The sequence below is a fragment of the Mammaliicoccus sp. JADD-157 genome (assembly GCF_049310805.1).
Lineage (GTDB): Bacteria > Bacillota > Bacilli > Staphylococcales > Staphylococcaceae > Mammaliicoccus > Mammaliicoccus lentus.
Genome location: NZ_JBMOVZ010000001.1, coordinates 392,194 through 412,831 on the forward strand (window position 1 = coordinate 392,194; position 20,638 = coordinate 412,831).

The following is a 20,638-nucleotide window of genomic DNA, read 5'->3' on the forward strand; positions in this document are numbered from 1 at the left end:
AAAACTTTAGTATTTGTTAAATAAAAGGGGTTGGGTTGAAGTGGAAGAAATTCGAATAGAATGTCCAGAGATTTTCGATTTTGAACAATGTTTAGAATACTTTAAAAGAAATGAAAATGAAATTTTATTTAGCGTAGTTGATGAAGAAATTTATAAAGCAGTTAAAATAAATAACCTTAATATATTAATACACGTATCATACGTACCACATTACTTAAAAGTAGAAATTTTAAATCAAGATTTGATTACGCCTTTAATCGTAGAAAAACTTATTTCATATATAGAAGAATGGTTTGACTTCTCAACAGATTTATCTTCATTTTATAATGATGTTAAAGATAATAAAATATTAGCACCATTAATTGAAGAGTTATATGGATTAAGAATAATTAGAATTCCAGAATTTTTCGAAGCTATTACATGGGGAATCATAGGACAACAAATCAATTTATCATTTGCTTATAAATTAAAACGAAGGTTAGTTGAAAAATATGGTGAATCAATACCATATAAAGGCAGACAATATTACATTCATCCATCACCAGAAAAAATATCAAATGTCACAATTGAAGAATTAATGGAGCTGAAATTTTCACGTAGAAAAGCAGAATATCTTATAGATATTGCAAATAAAATTCAATCACAAATTATAACGAAAAAAATGTTGTTAAATCTAACAGATAAAGAAGAAATAGAGAAAGCTTTAACAGATTTAAGAGGTATAGGACCATGGACAGCACACTACGTCATGATGAGATCATTAGGTATAAAAAATGCTTATCCTGTAGGAGATGTTGGTTTGCAAAATGCTTTAAAATTAATTTTAGAATTAGAACAGAAACCTTCTAAAGAATTTATGATAGAACTTAATAAAGATTGGGAAAAGTGGAGCTCTTATGCAACGTTTTACATTTGGAGAGCGCCGTATTTGAGGAATATTAAATAGGGATATTTAGCGTAAATTAGTAATAATAATCAAAAAAATAACCATCTAGTTAATACTTTTGACATGTATCTAGAATGGTTATTTTTTATTTTATAAATATATATGATTTCGATATTTTATATTTTGAGAGTAGTAAAATATAGAAGCTTTTATTTAAAGTTCTTCTTCAGTACCATTATAGAATAATTTTGGACCTATAGATGCTTTAAGTGAGTGTGCAACTGTGCAATATTTTTCGACACTTAATGAGATTGCGCGTTTTAATTTTTTTAAATCTACTTCTCCTTCAACAACAAAAGTAAGTGTAACGTGTTTTACTGCACGGGATGTAGTGTCTTCTCGTTCATCATCTACTGTGATTTCAAATTTTGTTACATCTGCTAATCTTTCTTTCATTATGTTTGTCACATCAATTCCAGTACATCCTGCTAATCCGCTTAACATCAATTCAACTGGAGATGGCCCGTTATCATCGCCACCGGATGCGACTGGTGCATCTGAAATGATATCATGACCGAATTTAGATTGTGCTGTAAATGTTTTGTTGCCTTGCCATATAGATTTAATCATCTTAAGTCCTCCTCATAATATTTAACTTCATTGTATCAAGAGGCGTGTAACTACACTAACAAATTGACTAAAGGTGTAGCTATTTATGATAATTTTTAATTTAATTATTTATTTTTTGTTTTTCTCTCATTTGTTCATATTCAGTTCACATTGCGAAGATATGATATATATATAAATTCAAGAGAGAAGGACGGATAAGCATGAAACTAGCATTAAAAGAACTTAAGTATTACAAATTTAAATACTTACTTGTAACATTGATTTTATTCTTATTAGCATTTTTAGTGTTATTTATTTCAGCTTTAGCACAAGGGTTAGCTAAAGAGAACGTTTCTGGAGTAGAACAATGGAATAAAAGTGAATATGTAATTGCTAACGATGCGGATAATAATTTGGGACAATCTGACATTTCGGGTAAAAATGAAGCAAAAGTACAAGACATTGCAAAAGGTGACACGATTAGAACTGCAATGCAAAAAATTAATACAGATGATGGTAAAGCAGACATCATGTTTACACAACTTACAAATAACATTCAGCCCAAACCTTCAGAAGGAGAATTACCTAGTAACGGTAACGAAGTTCTATTAAATGAAAAATTAAAAGCTGAAGGATTTGAGATTGGTGACAAAATTAAATTATCTGATGAAAATCAAACGTTTAAAATTGTAGGATTTGCAGATAATTTAATGTATTCACATACTTCAATGGCTTATGTGAATGAAGCGGGAATGGATGATTTGAAAGGCAATCATATTGCTTTAATCGCTTATGATAATTTAAATAGTGATCAAAAAAATCAAATTAATGATTTAGAAAATGTAAAAGTCATTCCACAATCTGATTTGATGGATGCAATACCAAGTTATAATGCTGAGCAACAACCTTTAAATCTTATGATTGTATTTTTATTCGTAATTTCTGCGATTGTGATTACAGCATTCTTCTATGTTATGACAATTCAAAAAACAAGCCAGTTTGGTATTTTGAAAGCAATAGGTACTAAGAACAAACAACTTATTTCTTCATTAATGATTCAAATTTTAATCATAACGTTAATAGGTGTGGCAATAGCTATTGCAATTATCTTAGGACTAAATACTGTAATGCCAGTGACAATGCCATTCTACTTAAATACAAACTTAATGTTATTGATGGTTGGTGTATTTATTGTTGTTTCATTAATCGGTGCAGTATTATCACTTATTAAAGTAATGAAAATAGAACCACTAGAAGCTATAGGAGGAGAATAATAATGGGATTAGTAGTAGAACATGTTACAAAATCATTTGGTGAAAAAGACGCAAAAACTCAAGTATTGAATGATATTAATTTTACAGCAAACAAAGGTGAACTCATTGTATTAAATGGTGCATCAGGTTCTGGAAAATCAACATTATTATCTATTATAGGTGGCTTATTAGATAAAAGTTCTGGAGATATAACTTTAGATGATTTAAGCTATGTTGATTTATCAGATAAAAAATTAACAGATATGAGATTAAATCAAATCGGATTTATTTTTCAATCGTCACATTTAATACCTTATTTAAATGTTACTGATCAACTTATGTACGTTGGACAAATGGCCGGAATGAGTAAGAATGAAGCTAAAAAAAGAGCTGAGAAATTATTAATAGATATAGGGTTAGAACACAGATTAAAATCTTATCCGAATGAATTATCAGGAGGAGAAAAACAACGTGTAGCTATCATGAGAGCTTGGATGAATGAACCTAAATTAATCTTAGCTGATGAACCAACAGCAAGTCTAGATTCTAACCGTGCAATAGAAGTAGTTAAAATGATTAGAGATAATGTTAAAAATAATCAATCAATAGGAATTATGATTACTCATGATGAAAGAATTTTTGAATTCGCTGATAAAGTAATAAAACTAAGTGATGGAAAAATTGAAGAACAAGTTTCATAATATTTTATAATTGAAGAAAATGTAAAAATCAAGCATTCAAAATAAAACGCCCAATCCGTGAACATCGGATTGGGCGTTTTTAATATTTATATTACTTTTTGATAAATCCTTTTTGATTTAAACGATCTAAAATATCTGGGCGTGATTTTTTACTCATCATTTTAGCAATTTGTTGTGACCATGATTCAGAACGTTGTCCATTCGTACGTTGTTCATAATATGTTTGTATATCTTTGTCGTAGTCTTTAATTTGATTCAACTGTTGAACTTTATCTGCGTTGTATTTATTTTCATGGAACACATGTTCAAAAGGTAATCTTTGTTTAGGTGAACCTTGATCATCTTCAGAAGGTACACCGATTGCCATTCCAAATAGAGGGAAGACATGCTCAGGTAAGTCTAAAATTTCGCTTACACGTGCAACGTTATTTCTTAAAGAACCTAAGAATACAATGCCGTAGCCCATATCTTCTGCAGTTAATGCGACATTCTCAGCAGCTAAAGCAACATCAATTGTGCCGACCAATAAACCTTCAGCAGATTCAAAACTATCTTGCATATTTTCTTCTACTTCTTCATTAATTAGGCTATGACGATAATAATCTATGACGAATACGAATAAATAGCCATTGTCTATTACGTGTTGTTGTCCGGATACTTCTTTTAAAGCTTTCTTAATTTCTGGGTCACGAATACCTATAATTGAATAAGCTTGAACATAGCTTGAAGTTGAAGCCATTTGCCCAGCTTCCACTAATTGTTTTACTGTTTCATCTGATAATGGTTCATCTTTAAAATTCCTTATAGAACGATGTTGTTGTGTTAAATCATATACTGATTGCTTCATACGTAAGTTACTCCTTTAACAATTTATATAATTAAATTTTAGCAAAAATAATAAAGAAACTCATACTAAGTAGCTCAGCGTTTTTTGTAGATAGGTAAATGCGGTTCGATAAAATGAAATTATCGAACCGCAAACACGAAATACAGGTCGATAAAATAAAATATCGAACCGCAAAATTGAAATAAGGGTAAGACATCATTCAATGTCTCACCCTTAAATATTGATTATGAAACTTGATTTAATGCTTTTTCCAAGTCATTAATGATGTCATCAACAGATTCTGTACCTATTGATAAACGTACTAAGTCTTTCGTTACTCCTGAAGCTATTTGATCTTCGTCTGAGAGTTGTTGATGTGTTGTACTCGCTGGGTGAATGACTAGCGATTTCGAATCTCCAACATTGGCTAAGTGTGAGAATAATTGTAATGACTCTACAAAGTTAGCTATAGAATCAACGTCGCCTTTAACACCAAATGTTAGAATAGCGCCTTGTCCTTTTGGTAAATATTTGTTGGATAGTTCATGATACGAATTAGATTTTAATCCAGGATAATTAACCCAACTTACTTTGTCATGTGCTTCTAAAAATTCAGCTACTTTTTGAGCGTTTTCAGAATGACGTTCTACTCTTAAGTGTAATGTTTCTAAACCTAATAAAAATTGATGTGCGTTATAAGGTGATAAAGCAGGTCCTAAGTCTCTTAACAATTGAACACGCGCTTTTGTTATGTATGCAGCAGCTCCTACATCTCTTGCATATGAAACACCGTGATAACTAGGGTCAGGTTCAACTAAACCTGGGAATTTACCGTTGTCCCAATTGAATTGACCACTGTCTACGATAACACCACCAATTGAAGTACCATGTCCACCAATGAACTTTGTTGCAGAATGAACTACGATATCAGCACCGTGTTTTATAGGTTGTAATAAATGTGGTGTAGCAAATGTATTATCAACAATTAAAGGAATGCCATTGTCGTGCGCGATTTTAGATACAGCTTCTATATCTAAAACATCTATACGAGGGTTACCTATTGTTTCGGCGAAAATTAATTTTGTATTTTCATTAATTGCAGCTTTAAAGTTCTCAGGATCATCTGGATTTACAAAATTAACTTTGATACCTAATTTTTTGAATGTAACTGCAAATAAATTATAAGTACCACCATATAAATTAGTAGAAGCGATAATTTCAGAACCACTTTCAGCGATGTTTAAAATACTTAATGTAATAGCAGCTTGTCCACTTCCAACACCAAGTGCACCAACGCCACCTTCTAAAAGGGCGATTCTTTTTTCGAATACATCATTTGTTGGATTCATAATACGAGAATATATATTGCCTTCTTCAGCTAACGCAAATAAATTTTGAGCGTGTTCTGTAGATTTAAATGTAAATGAAGTCGTTTGATGGATAGGAACGGCTGTTGAGCCTGTAACAGGATCTGGTTCTTGACCCCCATGAATTGCTAATGTTTCTTTATTCCAATTTTCTTGAGTCATTGTGTTAACCTCCTTTAGTTATATCTGCCATTATAATCAGATAATTCAAAAGTTTCAATCAATTCTGAGTAAAAAGATAAGAAAATAACAAAATATTAATAATTTATAGATAGGTTAAATTTTTAGATTTTATATTAACAGGTGTATAATAATTATATATGTAGTGATTGAAGGGGAGAGTATATGGTAGCCATTAGAAGAGTTAAAATCCATGATGCAGAAGAAATTTTGAATATGGATTATAGAAATAGAACTTTGTTTGAAACATTTTCAGCAGCAGATAAAAAAGACTCGGATTATCGTTTATATAACTATAGAAAAAAGGTTGATAAGCAATTACAAAATATGAAAAATGACGAAGGGTATCACTATGTCATTGTTAGTGACGAAGATAAGGTTATAGGGACTATTGATTTATTTAGCGTGGTCAGACATAATATTCAAAGTTGTATGATAGGGTATGCAATTGATGAAGCATATAGCGGCAAAGGTTATACGACATATGCTGCAAAAGAAATTATAAGAATCGCATTTGAAGAATTAGGATTTCATCGTGTTGAAGCGGGCGTCCAACCATCTAATATCGCTTCAGTCAGAGTGGTAGAAAAAATAGGAATGAAAAGAGAAGGTTTAAACCGAGCTAACGTACGTATTAAAGGTGAATGGAAAGATCATTATTTATACGCTATCGTCAACGATAAGTTTTAAGGAAGGGATAGAAACATATTGAATATTGTATTAATTGGTTTGATATTATACTTGATGCTGTTTGCAACATATAAATTTTTACTTGAGAAAAAGAAATATACAACGATACATTTTACATTTGTTCTTATATTTCTTAGTTTCAGCCAAGTGCCAATTATGTATTATGAAAAATTAAATAGCACATTAAATACCGCCGCATTAACTATCGGCTTAGTCTTTATATTTCTGATTAGTTTTTCGATGTTTATTCAGGTTATATGTAATATATTGTCTAACACACAACTTGTTAGTGAAAAGTATATAGAAAAAATATTTAAAATCGCATCAGATCCTATAGAAATGATTGCAAATATATTTAAAGTAATATGGTTATTATTGTTAGGCATCACCGTAATTCAAAATGCTAATATATTATTAGGCATCATTATATTAATAAGTAGTTTATTTATTTTTTATTATGTCAGTATACTCGCTTATTACATAACTAAACATAAAATGGGGTTTAAGCCAAATGTATTTATTATCAATATTGAAACTTTTATAAGCTTTATTATTTTATACATAGGATTGATGATTATTTAATATGATAAGTAAGCGTACACTTTTGAAAGAGGGGATAAAATTAAAAGATTCTGGGACATGAATAATTGTCTCAGAATCTTTTTTTATTTATCTTGTTTCAGGTTGGTTAATTTTTCTACGATGGTCTATATAAAGACCAAGTGGTGTAAGTATTAAAGAAATGATAATGTACATCCAATTAGATGTATATATTTTTGGACCAAGTTGCAAGTAATAGCCGGGTAAATAAAAGGACAAAATCGTTAATATAAATGATCCAGCTATTAAAATGTTCGTAAGCATAGTGGTCCAGTTAGATAAACTGTATATTCTAATTTGTACAACTTTGAATATCATCCATATAAAGAAGAATATCATAGAAAAACCGGTAATAAATGTGATGATAAATGTATATAAATATGTGTATTCTATTTGAGTGAAAAATCCAGTAAAACCTCTAATAAATGAAAAGACACCAAGCAATATTAAAATATGGAGGCCTATGAATTTAAATATATTCTGAATTGTTCGATTCGGCATATTATTAATCATATTATCAGCATGTTTCTTTGGATCGTGGTCGAAAAATTCCATCGCGAGCATGCCATCTTTTTCTGCTTTTAACAAATGGTTCAATATATCCAGTAACATCTTCTCTGATTCATGCTCATTGATACTTAAATTTGCACGTACATAAGTTAAATAGTTTTCGTAAACTTCTTTATCGTGTGAATTCAATCTTAACCGTTTTACGTTGTTCTCAATAATAAGGTCACGTGTTGATTTTTTCATCAGCGTTTTCCTTTCTATATTCATTAATTATATTCTAACAAGTATTTTGTAATAAAAACATTATTAATATCAGGTTTATACTTTTTACAGATGATAAATTTTTCGCTATCATTAATAATGACTGGTGGTGTAATATTGGAGATTTTGACGTTATTGATCATTTTTTTAGTTGGTATTTTTGCTGGCACTATTAATATTGTATCAGCAGGTGGTTCTCTAATTGTTTTACCTTTATTGATTTTCTTCGGATTACCAACCACTGTTGCTAACGCCTCAAACAGGGTTGCTATTCTAGTACAAAATATAATGGGCTTATATGTATTTTATATAAAAGGCATGAAAAACGTTAAATTAAGTATTATTTTAAGTATTCCTGCCATTATAGGCTCTTTTATAGGTGTTCATTACGCTATAAGCCTTCCAGACGATGTTTTTAATCGAATGTTAGGCATCATTATGCTTCTTGTCTTAATAATTATGATTATGCCTACGAAATGGAAAGATGGTCATAATCAATCTGAAAAATTATCCTCTTTTAGAAAAGTCATGCTTGTCTTAGTTTTCCTTGCACTTGGTATTTATGGTGGAATGGTTCAAGCTGCAGTTGGATTTTTATTTATTATCGCACTTAATTTATTAATACCACGCTTAAATTATGCGGAAGTTCAATGTATGAAGACTTTAATTATTACCATTTACTTATCATTATCTACATTTGTATTTATTTTTCAAGGATACGTCAATTGGCCATTTGCTATAAGTTTAGCATTAGGTTGTGGGATAGGCGGTTTTATAGGTGGGAGACTAACGGTTTCACTGCCCGAAAAAAAATTAAAAGCAATAATGTTTGTCGTTATTTTTATACTAGCAGTTAAACTTTTAATAGAAAATAACTAGGCAGGTGATAAAAATGATTGAATTTAAACAAATACGTGACGAAAGCACGTTGTATGAGATAAGTCAGATGGCGGCTGCGTACTTTAAAAGGGAAGATCAGAGTACTAAAGTTGCTGAATCTTTAGAGTTTGAAGCGATTAAACGTTCTTTAGCATATGAGGAAAGCGTTGTTTTCGGTGCATTAGATAATCAAAAATGTATTGGGTTTATATGGGCTAAATTTGATAATAAGGATAATGAAGTTAAAGTTTATAATCTATTTGTTAGTGAATCTTATAGAAACAATAAGATAGCAGCGAAATTAAAGAAAAAATTAGAAACGTGGGCAATCGATAAAGGTGCATCATCAATCGTTTCTACAGTTCATGCCCAAAATAAAAGTATGTTGCATATCAATGAATCAATGGGGTATGAAACGGAAAAATACATCATGAGGAAACATTTATTTTAGTTAAGAAGGGAGGTATTTGATGGCAATATTTGAAGGGTTTTTATGGTTCATCATGGGAATTATCCTCAGTTCAATAATTTACCATTATATTTCTAAAATACCTTTAAGTTTCATTCAAATTGTTATAGGTTTTGTTATATTTTTATCTCCGATACCTGTGGCATTAGATTTTGAATCTGAAGTGTTTATGATGGGGATAATAGCGCCTTTATTATTCTTAGAAGGTATATCAGTATCACGTGTACATTTAGCCAGGTATTTAAAGCCGGTTATGTCTATGGCTATGGTACTTGTATTTTCAACAGTTTTAGGTATTGGATTTTTAATACATTTAGTTTGGCCAGAATTACCACTAGCGGCATGTTTTGCAATTGGTGCAATTGTTTCTCCAACTGATGCAGTAGCTGTTCAAGCAATAGCTAAAGGGAAAATGTTACCAAAAGGTTCTATGACAATATTAGAAGGTGAATCACTATTAAATGATGCGGCAGGAATTTTATCATTCAAAATCGCATTAGCTGCATTAGTAGGCGGTTCATTCTCACTTACAGGAGCAGTAGGTCAATTTTTCTTAACAGCATTTGGAGGCGCAATTGTTGGGCTTATACTTGGTTATGGACTAGTACAATTACGTGTTTATTTAACGAAAAACGGTATTAATAATGGTAACATGTTAACTTTTATTCAGGTTATTACCCCGTTTTTAGTTTATATTATAGCTGAAACTTTTCATTCATCAGGTATTATTGCAGCAGTTGTTGCAGGTTTAATACATGGCGTTGAAAAAGATAGAATAGCTCAAGCAACTACGAAAGAACAAGTTACTTACAACCACACTTGGGAATTATTGAGTTACTTATTAAATGGTTTTGTATTCATTTTATTAGGATTTTTAATACCAGAAGTACTGATTAATATTTTAAAAGAATCTAATCAGGAAATATTACATGTTATCGGTATGACGTTATTTGTGACTGTGCTTGTATACTCGTTTAGATACATTTGGGTACTATTTTCATATCCATATTTTTATTTACCAGAAAGCAGATTTTCAAAAATGTTAACGAGTGGTAAGGATATTGAACCTCAAACAGAAGCCGATAAACCGAATCGTTTTAAATATGCTTTTATTATGACTATTTGTGGCGTTCACGGTACTATTTCATTAGCAATCGCATTGATGTTGCCTTATAAATTATCAGAACATACAGATTTTATATATAGAGATAATTTATTATTCATAGCTACAGGAGTTATCTTAATCAGTTTAGTGCTAGCTCAAGTTGTACTACCGCTTATTACGCCAAAAGCTAAAGTTAAAGAACAAAGTCAGCTTACATTTAACGAAGCAAAAGTATTGTTAATTGAACGTGCTTTAATAAAATTACAAGAATTTTATAGTAAAGAAACGAGCTATGTATATGGTAAAATCACCCGAAGTTATCATATGCAATTATCATTTTTAAAAGCTAGCAATGAAGAAGATGAAGACTTAAAAGAATTAGAGCGACTTCAACGAATCGCGATAGATACAGAGTTTCGAACTTTAGATAATTTAATAAAGAATGACAAGATATCGCAAAACACATTTGATAATTACACTCAAATTACAGAGAGATCATCTACATTTAAAAATGCATCACTTGTTACAAAAGTTAAATTGATGATGAAATTATTTGTTCGTCGTAGAAAAATTAAAACATATATTAATGCGACAAGTTCATTATCAATAGAAGCAAACTTAAGAGAAATGAGATATATTACACGAGAAGTTCATTTCCAAATTGTAAAAAGATTATCTAAAGAAATGAATGAAGAAAACGAATTTGAAATTAGTATTGTATGTGATTCTTACTTAAACAAAGTTGAAAGACTAACGCCTGATAATTTCGTGAGTAATCACACTGCTATTTATACAGAAATGGAAATATATGCTTTAAGAATTCAAAGAGAAATGATTAATGAATTAATTGATGATGAGAAAATAACACGTGCTCTTGCTATTAAATTGAGAGAATCTGTCAATTACGATGAAATGATTGTATTAGGTAACAGTATCTAACCTGTTATCAATAGATAGCTCACCATTAGTATGGTAAAATATTTAAGAATATGTATAGGAGGCGGCACCTATGAAGAAGGCATTTTTACTAATGGTGATGACAACAGTTATTTTAGCTGCTTGTGGTAAAGATAATGAGCAGGAAGATTTAGAAAAAGAAATTAAATCATTGGAACAATCATCTAGTGATTATAAAAAAGACAAAGAGAAATTAAAAAAAGAAAATGATAAATTAAAAGAAAACATTAAAGAAAAAGAAGAAAAATTAAAAAAGATTGAAGATGAACTAGGAGAAAAAGACAACAGTTCAGATAATGAACAATCTGATGATGAATCAAAGGATTCAAAAGAGGATAAAGCTAAACAGACTTCTAGTAAGAAAAGCAAAAATGATGAAAAAATGTTCCCGAATACTATCCGTACATCTACTAACGGAGATGTTGAATTAGTGAATGATTTACAAGATCAAAATTTTCACTTTGAAGATAGTGGGATGAAAGTAGATGTTGACCATTTGCAAATATTCCAAGTAAATAATATGCCAGAAGGTCAGGTATTATTATTCAACGGAGCTAAAGATGGATATGTTATTATTTATGAAGTGATGACAGAAAATACTACAGAACAAAAACTTTATTATGATAATGCTGCATCTATTAAAAACGGAGACCGGAATCAACGTTCAGATTATGCATCTTTTATTCCAGATTCTCATAATGAAAAATATATGAAAAAATCAAAAGAGAATATTGATGAATATCAACCTAAAGAACAGACAAAGAGTTTGAAATCTATACCGATTTCAACAGAAATGTATCAATCTATAAAAGATAAAAAAGCAACATTCGATATTCAAGGCGGCGTTAGTAAAACACGTTCATATGATCATGCTTCAGAAAAAGTGAAATCATTCGAATTGAATATATAGCATGCGTTTATCTTAAATGATTATAGGGAATAAATTATTAATGATTATTTGAAAAGAGGGATGTCACCGTGCATGAAGAAAATTTCGTGTTGATTGAAGGTCAAAAGCTGACACTATTAGAATTAGGACAAGAACTTGAAACAATTACTGGCCGTACATTACAATCAACAACAGGTGAAATAAGAAGTTGGCCATCTGAGGCTGTGATTTTTGATCGTAAATCAAACGTTAATCAAGTTACTTATCGGTTTAATGACAATAATGATATTGTTGATGCTACAATTGAAGTTCCAAGAGGCTTTAAAAATTATGATACTGAGCCTGTCATGATTAAATTATTAACATATTTTAGAAAATCATAAATAAATCAATATAGAAGGGAGTGGGACGATGAAATCTTGTGAGAACAATGAGATTTCTGTCCCGCTCCTTTATTTTTACATAAGGAGATTAAAATGAAATCAAAGATGTTAATTTTAAGTTTAATAATAGTTTTCTCAATTGTATTAGTAGCTTGTTCTAACGGTAATGAAGAGAAAAAAGGAGAAGATGGCAAAATAGTTCTTTCTCCAAAGAGTAGCGACATAAAAGGTAAAGTACTATTTGATAGTGCACATGGACAAACAGCCGGGAGTGCTGATTGGGTAATTGATGGAGGTTTTTCTGATTTTGCAGACGCACTAACGAAAGAAAATTATGAAGTTACAGATTTAGGATACAATCAACTATTAGATTACAAGACAATGCAAGACTATCAACTAGTAGTGATTCCTGAAGCGAATAATCCTCTTAAGAAAAGTGAACAAGATGCTATTGAGAAATATGTGAAATCTGGTGGTAGTATCTTAATGATAAGCGATCACTATAATGCAGATAGAAACTTTAATAGGTTTGATTCATCTGAAGTTATGAACGGATATAGAAGAGGTGCTTTTGACAATCCAACAAAAGGTATGTCGCCTGAAGAAAGCGCATCAGAAAAAATGAAAGGTGTAGAAAGTAGAGATTTTCTAAATGAAGTGTTCGGTTTGCGCTTTCGATATAATGCATTAGGTAATATTAAGGTTGACGATATAGCTTCAAGCGAAGAAAGTTTTAATATTACTAAAGGTATAAAAGCAGTATCAATGCATGCAGGATCAACAATTGCTATTACTGACCCGAATAAAGCAAAAGGAATAGCTTTTGTTCCACAACTGAGTAAACATGATAAATGGAATAATGCTGTAGATGAAGGTATTTATAACGGTGGGGGTAAGAATGAAGGACCTTATATTGCGATTAGTAAAGTAGAAAAAGGAAAAGGAGCTTTCATTGGGGACTCTTCGATGGTAGAAGATAAGACTCCAAAATATAAACGAGAAGATAACGGAGAAAACAAAAAAACATATGATGGTTTCAAAGAAGAAGATAATAAAAAAATGGTTATGCAAATTGTTGAATGGTTAAATAAGCAAGAAAATCAAAAAGATTTTAAAGCTATGGACATAAATCTTGATGATAAAACGCCTCTAAAACGATTTGAACAACCTGAGAACAGTCAAGAGGTTGAACAAGAACCTTGGGGGACACCAAAACGTGGATATAAATGGTATGATGCTTCAACATATGCATCTGGAAGCTATGGTGCAAAAGGTACAAAACAAAATAAAACTGAGCACTCAACAGAAGAAGATAATAATACAACAAATAATGACACTAGTACTTTTGATATACCTTCATCTGTATCAAGACAAGAAAAATTCAATATAACAGTATATGTAGATGAATCTAAACTAATCAATCAAAAATTCCAACTATCTATAAAAAATAAAGACGGTAGAGAAGTAGGGATGTTTAATGGACAAGCTCCAGGTATATCAGAATCAGTTAATCCAAAAATTAAAAATGGAAAAACAGATTGGTACTTTAAAACTAAAATCGCAAATGAAGCGGATGAAAAAGTAAAAGTAGAAGTACTATCAGGTGGAAATGTTATAGCTCAAACAACTTTAACAGTAGAATAAATGAACATGATATTTTCTTGTTTATTACTGGGTATTTAAATAATAAGATTAGCTATTTAACCTCGGAAGAATAATTTTATTATTAAATTCCACGCAATTTTATAGTTACTTATTTTTCTTTCTTGAAAAATTTATTATTTTATTTTAAAATGCTAATTAGTTGATGATAGCGGTTTCATCAATTAAAATAGAATTGTAACTACATTTAGGGAGGCGTTTTAATATGGCTTTTGAATATCCAACTGCAACAAATGCAAAGTATAAAGTAAAAGATAAATATCAGAATTTTATCGGTGGTAAATGGGTTGACCCCAAAAATGGTGAATTCTTCGACAATGGTTCACCGGTAACTGGGGAATTATACGCAAAAATACCTCGTTCTACTAAAGAAGATGTTGATGAAGCAGTAAAAGCAGCGCATAAAGCTCAAGTAGAGTGGGCTAAAAAATCTCCTACAGAACATTCTCAATTATTATTAGATATCGCAGATCGAATAGAAGAAAATATAGAAGAACTTGCTGTAATCGAAACATTTGATAATGGTAAACCAATTAGAGAGTGTTTAGCAGCAGATTTACCTTTAGTGGTTGACCACTTCAGATATTTCGCTGGAGTTGTAAGAGCAGAAGAAGGTGGCATCTCACAAATAGATAACGATACAGTAGCTTATCATTTTAAAGAACCAATTGGTGTTGTAGGTCAAATCATTCCTTGGAACTTCCCATTGTTAATGGCTACTTGGAAATTAGCGCCTGCAATCGTAACTGGTAACGCTGTTGTATTAAAACCAGCAGAACAAACTCCGGTGTCTATTTTACACCTTATTGAAAAAATCCAAGACTTATTACCTGAAGGTTTAATTAACGTAGTAAACGGATTCGGTGCAGAAGCAGGACAAGCATTAGCTACACATGAAGATATTAATAAAGTAGCATTCACAGGTGAAACGACTACAGGACGTATCATCATGCAAAATGCAAGTCAAAACTTAATTCCAGTAACACTAGAATTAGGTGGTAAATCACCGAACATCTTCTTTAAAGATATAATGGATGAAGAAGATGATTTCTTAGACAAAGCTGTTGAAGGTTTAGTAATGTTCGCACTTAACCAAGGTGAAGTATGTACATGTCCTTCAAGAGCGTTAGTACATGAAGATATTTACGATAAATTTATCGAAAAATGTGTTAAACGTGTAAACGAAATTAAAACAGGTAACCCTCTTGATCCGGAAACAATGCTTGGTGCACAAACTTCTCAAGAGCAAGCTGAAAAAATTAAAAGTTATTTAGATATCGGTAAACAAGAAGGTGCCGAAATCTTAGTAGGCGGTAATGTACGTAAAGAATCTGGTGACTTAGAAAATGGTTATTACATCGAACCAACTATTTTCAAAGGAACACAAGATATGAGAATTTTCCAAGAAGAAATATTTGGACCTGTATTATCATTAGCAACATTTAAAGACGATGAAGAAGCTTTAGAAATGGCAAATGATACTTTATACGGTTTAGGTGCAGGTATTTGGACTAGAAACCAAAATAAAGCATATAGATTCGGTAGAGGCATCCAAGCAGGTCGTGTATGGGTAAATAACTACCATACTTATCCAGCTCACGCAGCGTTTGGCGGATACAAAATGAGTGGTATTGGCCGTGAAAATCACAAAATGATGTTAGATCATTACCAACAAACTAAAAACTTACTTGTAAGTTATAGTGAGAAACCAGCGGGACTGTTCTAAATGAAAGAACAAGTTACTGCAACTGAAACAGCCAAATCACTCATTAGAGATTTAAAAAAGACACATGGTGAAAACTTGATTTTTCATCAATCAGGTGGATGTTGTGATGGTAGCTCTCCGATGCTTTTTGTTGAAGGCACACTAATCATTGGAGATGTTGATGTTAAACTAGGTGAAATCGAAGGCGTTCCATTCTATATGAATAAAAAACAATATGAATACTGGAAACATACTAATCTAGAATTAGATGTTGTTGATGGAAGAGGCGGTATGTTTAGTATTGAAGGCCCAACTGGAAAAAGATTTCACATTAGAAGTTCAGTAAGATCATAATTTGTAAGAGGATGTGCTAAAATAATAGTACATCCTTTTTTTATTATTATGAAGGTTGGGTGATTGAAATGAGTATATATATTGAAACAAAGCGCTTAATATTAAGAGATTGGGAAGAAAAAGATATCGAAATATTTCAGAGCATGAATGCAAGTCCTGAAGTGAGAAGATATTTTCCAGATATATTAAGCTATCAAGCAACAAAAAATATAGTTAACCAAATGCAAGAAGTTATCACAAAACAAAAAATTGGTTTGTTTGCTGTGGAATTAAAAGCTACTAATAGCTTTATAGGTATGGTAGGCATTAATTATATACCTGAAAATAGTGATCTCAATTTATCACAACTACCTTTTTATGAGATAGGTTGGAGATTAGATAAAGCAGTTTGGGGCAATGGACTTGCAACTGAAGCAGCTGAAGCAGTGTTGGATTATGCTAAAGAGCAAGGCATTGAAGAAGTTTATAGCTTTACATCAGAAATTAATAAGCCTTCTAGAAGAGTGATGGAAAAATTAGAAATGAATCATATTGAGAATTTTTTGCATCCTAAAGTTGTTGACGATGAAAAATTAGCAACACATGTTTTATATCATAAGATTTTATAAGGAGTGGATTTTATGATCGTGATCAGTGCATGTTTAGTTGGTGAAAAAGTAAGATATGATGGCAAACATAAGTTGGATTTATTTTATAAGCAATTAATAGATGAAGGAAAAGCGATTAGTGTTTGTCCAGAAATACTAGGTGGTTTACAAATACCGAGAGAACCAGCTGAAATTATTGATGGAGATGGTTTTGACGTTTGGAATGATAAAGCTAAAGTTATAACGATATCTGGCCAAGATGTTACGCACCAATTTAAAGAAGGTGCTAAGAGAACGTTGTCTATTATTAGAGACTTAAAAGCCAATACTGTCATCTTAAAAAGTGACAGCCCTTCATGTGGAGCTTCGATTATATATGATGGGACATTTTCAGGTACAAAAAAAGAAGGCGTCGGTGTAACGACAGCCCTTCTAACATTAAATAATATTAAAGTTTTTGATGAAACAACCTTTTTATCTATTTCTGATAATCTCGAAGTTTAACAGGTTCGGCTACTTGCAAGGCATCAAATAATTCAGGAACTTCATCTTTGATAATAGCTAAATTTTTATAATTTTCGCTAACAAATCCTGTAGAAATTAAGTGCTCAATCATACTCTGCATTGGTTTGAAAAATTGTTTAGTATTTAAAGCACCAATAGGTTTGTGGTGTAAGCCAATTTGAGCCCATGTATATATTTCAAAGAATTCTTCTAAGGAACCAGCTCCACCTGGTAACATGATAAATGCATCGGCCATATCAGACATCATTTGTTTTCTTTCGTGCATGGAATCTACAACATGATACTCTGTTAAGTTCTCATGTGCTATTTCACGCTCTCCGAGGAATTTAGGCATAACACCTATCGCAATACCATTATGGTCGATTACACCATTTGCCACAGCTCCCATCATCCCGATAGATCCAGCTCCATAAATTAATTCATAATGATTTTCTGCTAAATATTTACCTAATGCATAAGCTTGTTCTGTATAAATAGGGTCATTACCCTTACTAGCGCCACAAAAGACAGCTATTCTTTTCATAAGTTATTGCTCCTTTCAGCTATGTATTATAATTATAATAAAGCGTTTACTTTATTGACAAGGGAGGATTTAGAATGAATGTATTTTTAATGGTCGTTTTAATTGTACTAATTTCTACTGTTGCAAAAATTATTAAAGATCATGAATCTAAAAAAGTAAAACTAGAAAAAATTAAATCAGAACGTGTAAAAGATGAACTGGAACTAGAAAAAACGAAACACGAAAATTATTTATTAGAAACTGAAAAAATGCGCATTGAACTTGAACAGATGAAAGAAAAAGATAAAGTTAATTTAGATAGATCTAAAAAGCAATTATTAGATTAAGACAACGTCAAGTATTGGCGTTGTCACTATTTATTATATCTATTAGAAAATCTGAAAATACTTTATGATCTTCTTGAGTTAACTTTTTTGGACCTTTTGTACGTCCACCTTGTTGTCTTATTTGGGCAGAAATATGTCTTTGCGTTAACAATTGTTCCATATTATTTGCAGTATATTCATAACCTTTATGATGAATAACATGCTTCGCTTTATTCAAAATAAGGCTTGCTAGACCGTAGTCTTGAGTAACAACAACATCTTCAGAAGTCGTTAATTTAACAATTTTAAAATCAGCACTATCGACACCGTGATCAACATAAATTGTAGAAACATGTTCTGGGTAATCAGCTAGTGAAAAGTGATTTACACTTCTTATAATAAGAATAGAGATGCTTGTTGAGTCAGTTATACGGATTATATCATCCGTAACTGGGCAAGCATCTCCATCTATAATAATTCGATTAATCATTTTGAACGACGATTGCGTTTTTTATTTTTTAAATGTTCTTCACGGTGTTTATCGTATGGGAATTTACTAATGTGTTCTGACATTAATGATTTATGTTGATTGTATAATGCATGTTTAGGAGCTGGTTTTTTCTCTCCGCGAACACGTTCATCGATAAGTTCTTGAATGTTTTGTGTTGATTGGTTATTATATTTTTCCAGTTCATTAATACGTCTTTGTTGATTTTCTTTTTGTCGATCCATCTCTTCTTTCAAACGATAAGCTTTATTTCTTTCTAATTTTTCTTCTAGTGGAGCTATTTCGCTTTTTTGTTTATCTGCAATCTCAGAACCTTTTTCACGAATAGCAGTTTCTTCTTTTTGTTGTTTATCGTATTTTTTAATTTCTTTAATACGAGCTTTTTTATTCTCTTCTTCTTTCTTTTCTTCTTCTTTCTCGCGAGACTCTATATTTTTTTGAAGTTTTTTGTCTAATTTTGAAACATCTTTTTCGTTTTCTTTTTCTAATTTCTCGCCTTTTTTAGCCATTTTTTCTTCTTCTTTTTGATAATGTTTAAGCTCTTCTATTCGCGCTTTTTGATTTTCTTTTTGAGCTTTTTCTTCTTCTTTATGGCGATTTTCTATACTTTTTTGAAGTTTTTTATCTAGCTTATCAATCTCTTTTTGTAATTCCTTTTGTTCTTTTTCTTCCTCTTTAAAAGGTTGTTTCATTTGTTTGTTGTATTCATATAAACGTTTCTTTTGAACGACATACGATTTTACAGGTTCTGATTTTTCAGCGATTTTATCTTTTGTTTGGATAGATTTATCTTTCACTTTATGTGATACATCTAAAGTTTTTCCCGTAATGTTTTTAACATCTGGATGTTCTTTGAATTTTTTTCGCTCTGTTATAAGTGGTACGATTATTAACGGCAATGTATTAACAAGTAATTTTACTTTATCATTCATGTATAATTCCTCCATATCAATTCTAATTATATATCTTATTTAATTACCCTTTAATAGCTTATTCAAACTGTAAAAATCGTTTATTATCCTATGTTTTGGCCAATTCCAAAACCGAAATATGCAATTGCTATAATTATAACAAGAATAATTCTATAAATGGCAAATGGTATTAATTTTACACGGTTTATTAATTTTAAGAATAACTTTATAGAAATAAAACCAAATATGAATGAAGCGATAAATCCTACTATATAAAAAGGTATTTGATCTAATGTTATATATTTTAAGTTTCCGAGTAATGCTTTACCGCTTGCTGCAAACATAATAGGTACTGCCATTATAAAAGTAAAATTAGATGCAGCTTTATGATCTAATTTTAAGAACACACCGGTTGAAATAGTTGAACCAGAACGACTGAAACCTGGCCATAGCGCGATAGCTTGTGACAAACCAATAACGAAAGCTTTAGGATAATTCATACCATCAACAGTATGTGGATTCATGACACGTTTTGAATAGATATCTGCGCCAATCATATATACTGCTCCAAGTAACAATCCGATTAATACAGTAGGGACACTAAATAAATGTTTTTCAATAAAATCATCAAATAATAAACCTAAAATACCTGCAGGCACGAGTCCGACTATTATATGAGAAAGTTTAAGATGATGTTTCTTTTTCTCATTTTGTTTAACGTGCAACATCTCAATATAACGACTTCTAAAAATCCAAGCAGCAGCAAGGATAGAACCTAACTGTACTACAACTTTAAAAGTGAAAGCTGATTCGCTACCTAGGAATGCTTTTGATTTTAACCACATATCATCAATTAAAATTTGGTGCCCTGTCGATGAAACAGGAGCAAATTCTGTTAAACCTTCTACAATACCTAGAATGATTGCTTTAATTAATTCGATTATAAACATGTTCGATCTCCTCTAGAAAACTTTATGATATGCAGTTGATATC

Annotated in this window: 23 protein-coding genes and 1 pseudogene; 16 read left to right on the forward strand and 8 right to left on the reverse strand. The window is 31.0% G+C overall.

The annotated features are described in order from the left end of the window. The first annotated feature begins 40 nt into the window (after positions 1-40). Positions 41-946, forward strand: coding sequence for a DNA-3-methyladenine glycosylase family protein (locus ACO6VN_RS01975; RefSeq protein WP_422404181.1), 906 nt, complete (start codon positions 41-43; stop codon positions 944-946). Between the two features lie 153 nt (positions 947-1,099). Here ACO6VN_RS01975 and ACO6VN_RS01980 read toward each other — a convergent pair whose 3' ends face one another. Further along, the gene (locus ACO6VN_RS01980) at positions 1,100-1,516 is read right to left on the reverse strand and encodes an OsmC family protein (protein ID WP_194201062.1); all 417 of its coding nucleotides are present in this window, start codon (positions 1,514-1,516) and stop codon (positions 1,100-1,102) included. A 200-nt stretch (positions 1,517-1,716) separates the two neighbouring features. Between ACO6VN_RS01980 and ACO6VN_RS01985 the strand changes: the two genes are divergently transcribed. Beyond that, complete coding sequence (locus ACO6VN_RS01985) at positions 1,717-2,769, forward strand: ABC transporter permease (RefSeq protein WP_016998404.1); 1,053 nt, start codon at positions 1,717-1,719, stop codon at positions 2,767-2,769. A 2-nt stretch (positions 2,770-2,771) separates the two neighbouring features. Further along, a complete protein-coding gene (locus ACO6VN_RS01990; RefSeq protein WP_016998403.1) occupies positions 2,772-3,449 on the forward strand; it encodes an ABC transporter ATP-binding protein in 678 nt (225 codons plus the stop codon). A 91-nt stretch (positions 3,450-3,540) separates the two neighbouring features. Here ACO6VN_RS01990 and nfsA read toward each other — a convergent pair whose 3' ends face one another. Both nfsA and ACO6VN_RS02000 read right to left on the reverse strand, forming a co-directional pair. Continuing rightward, positions 3,541-4,296 carry an oxygen-insensitive NADPH nitroreductase gene (nfsA, locus tag ACO6VN_RS01995; protein ID WP_194201061.1) on the reverse strand — a complete coding sequence of 252 codons (756 nt, stop codon included), beginning with the start codon at positions 4,294-4,296 and terminating at the stop codon, positions 3,541-3,543. A 224-nt stretch (positions 4,297-4,520) separates the two neighbouring features. Continuing rightward, positions 4,521-5,804: a homocysteine synthase gene (locus ACO6VN_RS02000; RefSeq protein ID WP_194201060.1), complete on the reverse strand. Its 1,284-nt coding sequence runs from the start codon at positions 5,802-5,804 to the stop codon at positions 4,521-4,523. 183 nt (positions 5,805-5,987) lie between these two features. Here ACO6VN_RS02000 and ACO6VN_RS02005 point away from each other — a divergent pair, with 183 nt between their 5' ends. Both ACO6VN_RS02005 and ACO6VN_RS02010 read left to right on the forward strand, forming a co-directional pair. Continuing rightward, on the forward strand, positions 5,988-6,512 hold the full coding sequence (locus tag ACO6VN_RS02005; RefSeq protein WP_422404182.1) for a GNAT family N-acetyltransferase: 525 nt from the start codon (positions 5,988-5,990) through the stop codon (positions 6,510-6,512). A gap of 18 nt (positions 6,513-6,530) precedes the next feature. Beyond that, positions 6,531-7,094 carry a hypothetical protein gene (locus ACO6VN_RS02010; protein WP_017000985.1) on the forward strand — a complete coding sequence of 188 codons (564 nt, stop codon included), beginning with the start codon at positions 6,531-6,533 and terminating at the stop codon, positions 7,092-7,094. Positions 7,095-7,181: 87 nt separating this feature from the next. Here ACO6VN_RS02010 and ACO6VN_RS02015 read toward each other — a convergent pair whose 3' ends face one another. Continuing rightward, positions 7,182-7,865: a DUF1129 family protein gene (locus tag ACO6VN_RS02015; RefSeq protein WP_064204672.1), complete on the reverse strand. Its 684-nt coding sequence runs from the start codon at positions 7,863-7,865 to the stop codon at positions 7,182-7,184. A 153-nt stretch (positions 7,866-8,018) separates the two neighbouring features. On the opposite strand from ACO6VN_RS02015, the gene ACO6VN_RS02020 reads away from it, so the two are divergent. The 10 genes from ACO6VN_RS02020 (at position 8,019) to ACO6VN_RS02065 (ending at position 17,377) form a co-directional block, all read left to right on the forward strand. Then, positions 8,019-8,762, forward strand: a complete 744-nt coding sequence (locus ACO6VN_RS02020) for a sulfite exporter TauE/SafE family protein (RefSeq protein ID WP_194201057.1) — start codon at positions 8,019-8,021, stop codon at positions 8,760-8,762. 13 nt (positions 8,763-8,775) lie between these two features. Beyond that, positions 8,776-9,213: a GNAT family N-acetyltransferase gene (locus tag ACO6VN_RS02025; RefSeq protein ID WP_135031332.1), complete on the forward strand. Its 438-nt coding sequence runs from the start codon at positions 8,776-8,778 to the stop codon at positions 9,211-9,213. A gap of 19 nt (positions 9,214-9,232) precedes the next feature. Further along, positions 9,233-11,275, forward strand: coding sequence for a cation:proton antiporter (locus ACO6VN_RS02030; RefSeq protein ID WP_194201055.1), 2,043 nt, complete (start codon positions 9,233-9,235; stop codon positions 11,273-11,275). A 70-nt stretch (positions 11,276-11,345) separates the two neighbouring features. After that, entirely contained in the window at positions 11,346-12,203 is an 858-nt protein-coding gene (locus ACO6VN_RS02035) for an SA0632 family lipoprotein (protein WP_194201054.1), read from the forward strand. A gap of 68 nt (positions 12,204-12,271) precedes the next feature. Next, positions 12,272-12,565, forward strand: a complete 294-nt coding sequence (locus tag ACO6VN_RS02040) for a hypothetical protein (RefSeq protein ID WP_017000980.1) — start codon at positions 12,272-12,274, stop codon at positions 12,563-12,565. A 93-nt stretch (positions 12,566-12,658) separates the two neighbouring features. Further along, positions 12,659-14,209, forward strand: a complete 1,551-nt coding sequence (locus ACO6VN_RS02045; protein ID WP_422404183.1) for a DNA-binding protein — start codon at positions 12,659-12,661, stop codon at positions 14,207-14,209. 223 nt (positions 14,210-14,432) lie between these two features. Further along, on the forward strand, positions 14,433-15,953 hold the full coding sequence (locus ACO6VN_RS02050; RefSeq protein WP_422404184.1) for an aldehyde dehydrogenase family protein: 1,521 nt from the start codon (positions 14,433-14,435) through the stop codon (positions 15,951-15,953). Continuing rightward, entirely contained in the window at positions 15,954-16,286 is a 333-nt protein-coding gene (locus tag ACO6VN_RS02055; protein ID WP_017001167.1) for a DUF779 domain-containing protein, read from the forward strand. It abuts the gene before it with no gap. A gap of 68 nt (positions 16,287-16,354) precedes the next feature. Continuing rightward, complete coding sequence (locus ACO6VN_RS02060) at positions 16,355-16,894, forward strand: GNAT family N-acetyltransferase (RefSeq protein ID WP_194201051.1); 540 nt, start codon at positions 16,355-16,357, stop codon at positions 16,892-16,894. Between the two features lie 12 nt (positions 16,895-16,906). After that, on the forward strand, positions 16,907-17,377 hold the full coding sequence (locus ACO6VN_RS02065; RefSeq protein ID WP_064204674.1) for a DUF523 domain-containing protein: 471 nt from the start codon (positions 16,907-16,909) through the stop codon (positions 17,375-17,377). Here ACO6VN_RS02065 and ACO6VN_RS02070 read toward each other — a convergent pair. Further along, positions 17,352-17,921 carry a TIGR00730 family Rossman fold protein gene (locus tag ACO6VN_RS02070; RefSeq protein WP_064210846.1) on the reverse strand — a complete coding sequence of 190 codons (570 nt, stop codon included), beginning with the start codon at positions 17,919-17,921 and terminating at the stop codon, positions 17,352-17,354. The two genes, ACO6VN_RS02065 and ACO6VN_RS02070, sit on opposite strands and share 26 nt — an antisense overlap. 74 nt (positions 17,922-17,995) lie before the next feature. Here ACO6VN_RS02070 and ACO6VN_RS02075 point away from each other — a divergent pair, with 74 nt between their 5' ends. Then, positions 17,996-18,247, forward strand: coding sequence for a hypothetical protein (locus ACO6VN_RS02075; protein WP_147641099.1), 252 nt, complete (start codon positions 17,996-17,998; stop codon positions 18,245-18,247). 7 nt (positions 18,248-18,254) lie between these two features. Here the strand turns inward: ACO6VN_RS02075 and ACO6VN_RS02080 are convergent, their stop codons facing one another. The 3 genes and pseudogenes from ACO6VN_RS02080 to ACO6VN_RS02090 all read right to left on the reverse strand — a co-directional run bounded on the left by ACO6VN_RS02080 (position 18,255) and on the right by ACO6VN_RS02090 (position 20,595). Next, entirely contained in the window at positions 18,255-18,713 is a 459-nt protein-coding gene (locus ACO6VN_RS02080) for a YaiI/YqxD family protein (RefSeq protein WP_343222319.1), read from the reverse strand. A gap of 320 nt (positions 18,714-19,033) precedes the next feature. Beyond that, positions 19,034-19,666, reverse strand: a pseudogene (locus tag ACO6VN_RS02085) (hypothetical protein); the annotation flags it as partial. An 83-nt stretch (positions 19,667-19,749) separates the two neighbouring features. Next, positions 19,750-20,595 carry an undecaprenyl-diphosphate phosphatase gene (locus ACO6VN_RS02090; protein WP_070045658.1) on the reverse strand — a complete coding sequence of 282 codons (846 nt, stop codon included), beginning with the start codon at positions 20,593-20,595 and terminating at the stop codon, positions 19,750-19,752. Between the last annotated feature and the right edge of the window lie 43 nt (positions 20,596-20,638).

Excerpts from the sequence above, each read along its gene's own strand:
- ACO6VN_RS02035 (WP_194201054.1), top strand. The coding sequence starts at position 11,346 with ATGAAGAAGGCATTTTTACTAATGGTGATGACAACAGTTATTTTAGCT.
- ACO6VN_RS02055 (WP_017001167.1), top strand. The coding sequence starts at position 15,954 with ATGAAAGAACAAGTTACTGCAACTGAAACAGCCAAATCACTCATTAGA.
- ACO6VN_RS02025 (WP_135031332.1), top strand. The coding sequence starts at position 8,776 with ATGATTGAATTTAAACAAATACGTGACGAAAGCACGTTGTATGAGATA.
- nfsA (WP_194201061.1), bottom strand. The coding sequence starts at position 4,296 with ATGAAGCAATCAGTATATGATTTAACACAACAACATCGTTCTATAAGG.
- ACO6VN_RS02090 (WP_070045658.1), bottom strand. The coding sequence starts at position 20,595 with ATGTTTATAATCGAATTAATTAAAGCAATCATTCTAGGTATTGTAGAA.
- ACO6VN_RS02050 (WP_422404184.1), top strand. The coding sequence starts at position 14,433 with ATGGCTTTTGAATATCCAACTGCAACAAATGCAAAGTATAAAGTAAAA.
- ACO6VN_RS02030 (WP_194201055.1), top strand. The coding sequence starts at position 9,233 with ATGGCAATATTTGAAGGGTTTTTATGGTTCATCATGGGAATTATCCTC.
- ACO6VN_RS02060 (WP_194201051.1), top strand. The coding sequence starts at position 16,355 with ATGAGTATATATATTGAAACAAAGCGCTTAATATTAAGAGATTGGGAA.
- ACO6VN_RS01990 (WP_016998403.1), top strand. The coding sequence starts at position 2,772 with ATGGGATTAGTAGTAGAACATGTTACAAAATCATTTGGTGAAAAAGAC.
- ACO6VN_RS02000 (WP_194201060.1), bottom strand. The coding sequence starts at position 5,804 with ATGACTCAAGAAAATTGGAATAAAGAAACATTAGCAATTCATGGGGGT.
- ACO6VN_RS02005 (WP_422404182.1), top strand. The coding sequence starts at position 5,988 with ATGGTAGCCATTAGAAGAGTTAAAATCCATGATGCAGAAGAAATTTTG.
- ACO6VN_RS02045 (WP_422404183.1), top strand. The coding sequence starts at position 12,659 with ATGAAATCAAAGATGTTAATTTTAAGTTTAATAATAGTTTTCTCAATT.
- ACO6VN_RS02065 (WP_064204674.1), top strand. The coding sequence starts at position 16,907 with ATGATCGTGATCAGTGCATGTTTAGTTGGTGAAAAAGTAAGATATGAT.
- ACO6VN_RS01985 (WP_016998404.1), top strand. The coding sequence starts at position 1,717 with ATGAAACTAGCATTAAAAGAACTTAAGTATTACAAATTTAAATACTTA.
- ACO6VN_RS02075 (WP_147641099.1), top strand. The coding sequence starts at position 17,996 with ATGAATGTATTTTTAATGGTCGTTTTAATTGTACTAATTTCTACTGTT.
- ACO6VN_RS02015 (WP_064204672.1), bottom strand. The coding sequence starts at position 7,865 with ATGAAAAAATCAACACGTGACCTTATTATTGAGAACAACGTAAAACGG.
- ACO6VN_RS02070 (WP_064210846.1), bottom strand. The coding sequence starts at position 17,921 with ATGAAAAGAATAGCTGTCTTTTGTGGCGCTAGTAAGGGTAATGACCCT.
- ACO6VN_RS01980 (WP_194201062.1), bottom strand. The coding sequence starts at position 1,516 with ATGATTAAATCTATATGGCAAGGCAACAAAACATTTACAGCACAATCT.